At 64.0% G+C, this 1,764-nt stretch carries 2 protein-coding genes and 1 pseudogene; all 3 read left to right on the plus strand.

Annotation, left to right across the window (positions count from 1 at the left end; all coding sequences use genetic code 11):
* Positions 1–111, plus strand: a 111-nt coding sequence (locus tag HLH28_RS18315) for an ammonium transporter (protein WP_182961157.1), incomplete at its 5' end; no start/stop codon positions are given.
* A 97-nt stretch (positions 112–208) separates the two neighbouring features.
* A complete protein-coding gene (locus tag HLH28_RS17810) occupies positions 209–1,465 on the plus strand; it encodes an outer membrane beta-barrel protein (protein WP_182961937.1) in 1,257 nt (418 codons plus the stop codon).
* Positions 1,466–1,611: 146 nt separating this feature from the next.
* A pseudogene (gene glnA, locus HLH28_RS18210) lies at positions 1,612–1,764 on the plus strand (glutamine synthetase); the annotation flags it as partial.

The following is a 1,764-nucleotide window of genomic DNA, read 5'->3' on the forward strand; positions in this document are numbered from 1 at the left end:
GCCACCTTCGTCCTGCTCAAGATCGTCGACCTCGCCATCGGCCTGCGCGTCACCCAGGACCAGGAGGTCGAAGGCCTCGACATGGTCCTCCACGGCGAACGCATCGACTGAGCGATCGCCCGACAGCACTCAATCCTGCACATCCGGGGACGGCGCGCGCCGTCCCCCCATAAAACGGAGGAAATGAAGCGTGCCGGTTTCCAGCGTCATGTACAAAAAAGCAGGCTGTCTCTCCCTTTTTCTGGTCGCCGGCTGTCTCCTGCTCCCATCCGAAGGCCGCGCGCAGATCGCGGTGTTCGGCAGTTCGTCCGGCAAGTCGGGCCTCGCGGAATGGCTCAGCGGCGTCACCCTGGTGGGACAGATCGAAGGCGGGATCATGGCCAACCCCGCCCGTCCCGACAACGGCATCAATTTCGGCAACTTCCTTGCAGACCATGCCAACCAGGTCCAGCTCAACCAGCTGGAATTCACGCTCGCCAAGGCCATCGACCCCAGCAAGAGCGAGTATCAGGTCGGCTTCACGCTGGAAGGTCTCTACGGGTCCGACGCGCGGTACTACCATCTGCTGGGCATTTCCGACCGCGCGATCTCGGACCGCTACCAGGTCCTTCCCGCGCAGGCGCATGTCGACGTGCATCTGCCCTGGCTGACCAGCGGCGGCCTGGACATGCAGGCCGGCATCCTGCAGGCCCCGATGGGCGTCGAAACCCTCGATCCGACGACGCGGCCGTTCTACACGCTGGCCTACACGTCCGAATATTCCGTGCCCTTCCAGCATGTCGGCGCGATGTTCAAATGGCACGTCGACCCGATCGTCGACGTCACGTTCGGCATCGATACCGGCAACCAGACGACCTTCGGCCGAAGCGACAACAATCACGAACCGGCGGGCTATTTCGGCTTCAACCTGAACGGGCTGGCGGGCGGCAAGCTCAACATCATCGAACTCAGCCGCGTCGGCCCGGAAAACGCCATCGTGGTGCTGGGGCCGCGGGCCGACAGCCAGATGCGCTACTGGAACGACATCAACGCCGCCTACCAGATCAACGACAAGCTGTCGGTGACGGGCGAATTCAACTATCTCCACGATGACGGGATCCGGGCCGACACCTACAGCTTCGTCAGCTTCCTCAGCTACAAGATCACGCCGTCCCTGACCTTCAATTACCGGGGCGAGATCTATCGCGACAATACCGGCCAGTTCGTCGTCAGCTTCCTGAACAACACCGCCTATATGGGCGCCATCGCCGGCGCCACCGTGCCCGCGGAATTCGCCCCGCCCACGACCTATGGCGCGCTGACCCTGGGCGTGACGTACAAGCCCGACCTGGGCCACGGCGTCCGGGTCTTCGAGGTGCGCCCCGAAATCCGGTTCGACCGCTCGCTGAACGGCACCACCCCGTTCAATGACGGCCGCAACACCGGCATGTTCACCTTCGGCATGGACGGCGTCATGGGGTTCTGATCCGCCCGGGAATGGCGGGGCCGGGGAAGGGCCGGGGCGGTCGGCCGACATCGTTGCCGCGACCGACGCCTCGACAACGGCGCGATAGTTTCGTAACCGTTTTCCGGCCGCATCGTACGGCTTCACAATAGGCAGGCATCCGAGAAATGGCGAAAAAAGCCCCGACCCCGGCCCCAGCGGCCCCATCTTCCCCCGACGCGGCATCCGTCGCGAAGGTGTTCAGCCTGATCCAGGAACATTCGGTGGAACTGGTGGACCTGCGCTTCACCGATCCGCGGGGCAAGTGGCACCACACGACG

Origin of the sequence: Gluconacetobacter tumulisoli, from assembly GCF_014174155.1 — a bacterium.
GTDB classification, from domain to species: domain Bacteria; phylum Pseudomonadota; class Alphaproteobacteria; order Acetobacterales; family Acetobacteraceae; genus Gluconacetobacter; species Gluconacetobacter tumulisoli.

Excerpts from the sequence above, each read along its gene's own strand:
- HLH28_RS17810 (WP_182961937.1), top strand. The coding sequence starts at position 209 with ATGTACAAAAAAGCAGGCTGTCTCTCCCTTTTTCTGGTCGCCGGCTGT.